General features: G+C 33.2%; 1 protein-coding gene. It reads right to left on the reverse strand.

The window, feature by feature from the left end:
• The coding region (locus D1841_RS18555) for an AAA family ATPase (RefSeq protein ID WP_166554424.1) at window positions 1-396 on the reverse strand (396 nt) is incomplete at its 3' end.
• Window positions 397-512: the final 116 nt, after the last annotated feature.

Raw genomic sequence — 512 nt, forward strand, 5'->3', positions numbered from 1 at the left:
TCTCTTTTCCGGCTCATCTTTGACGATTTTCAAATCCTCCGGCGAAAAAATTACAATTAGGATGTTTTCAAGAAGTTCGGACGTTCGTTTGATATTGATGCCGTCTTTTTTTATGGATTTCTTGGCGTCTTTTTTAATGGTAATTTCTACAGAAGTGTCAAAGACTTCTTTTTCAGCTTCTACCTTAACTTTTGCTATGGATTGATCAAATTTTACAAGATCGCTGTCCTTGTTGGTTCTAAAAGATCTGCCAATAGAAGTAATGTATATACTTTCCAGCAAATTAGTCTTTCCCTGGGCGTTATTACCCAGGAAAAGATTTACATTTTTATTAAAATCCACTTTTAAATGGTTGTAATTTCTAAAATTAGTTAGCTCTATATTTTTAATGTACATAATTAATTGTTGGTGATTCTAACAGGAAGAATCAAGTATTCAAATGCTTCCCCTTCAATTGGTTCTACAAGGCAAGGGGTAATTGGTGTGTTGAAGTACATATATACTTCTTCATC

This window comes from Neglectibacter sp. X4 (assembly GCF_009917365.1).
GTDB lineage: Bacteria > Bacillota > Clostridia > Oscillospirales > Acutalibacteraceae > Acutalibacter.